1 pseudogene is annotated in these 442 nt (G+C 70.8%); it reads left to right on the top strand.

From position 1 onward, the window contains the following. Positions 1 to 442 (top strand): annotated as a pseudogene (locus KDL01_RS42080) (hypothetical protein); the annotation flags it as partial.

Genomic DNA, 442 nt, shown 5'->3' with positions numbered 1-442 from the left:
GACTACCGGTGAACGTGCCGGTCCTGCTGCTGGAAGCGGCCGGCCCCGAGTCCGAGCAACTGGCCCGGACCGCGGCCGCCTCCGGCCACCTGGTGCACGCCATCACCGACGCCGCCACCCACGCCACCTACTCCGACGGTCTCAACCGGCTCCTGGCAGGCTGCCTGATCACCGACTTCACCCGGCCCAGCCAGGCCCTGAAGGACATCACCGCCTACAGTCACCGGATCGGCGCCAAGGCCCTGCTCACCGTCAACGAGTACCTCACCGACTTGGCCGCCCATGCATGCGCAGCCCTCGGCCTGCCCGGCAACGACCCCGAACACGCCACCGCAGCACGGAACAAAGCCGTCATGGCCACCGCGTTCGAAGCCGCCCACGTCACCGCGCCCCGGACGAAGAGCATCACCTCCCCGGGCGAGCTACGGGCCCTGCGCGCAGC

The sequence above is a fragment of the Actinospica durhamensis genome, from assembly GCF_018139695.1.
GTDB lineage: Bacteria > Actinomycetota > Actinomycetes > Streptomycetales > Catenulisporaceae > Actinospica > Actinospica durhamensis.
The sequence above is the reverse complement of the archived record's forward strand: the minus strand, read 5'-3'. Positions and strand labels throughout refer to the sequence as shown.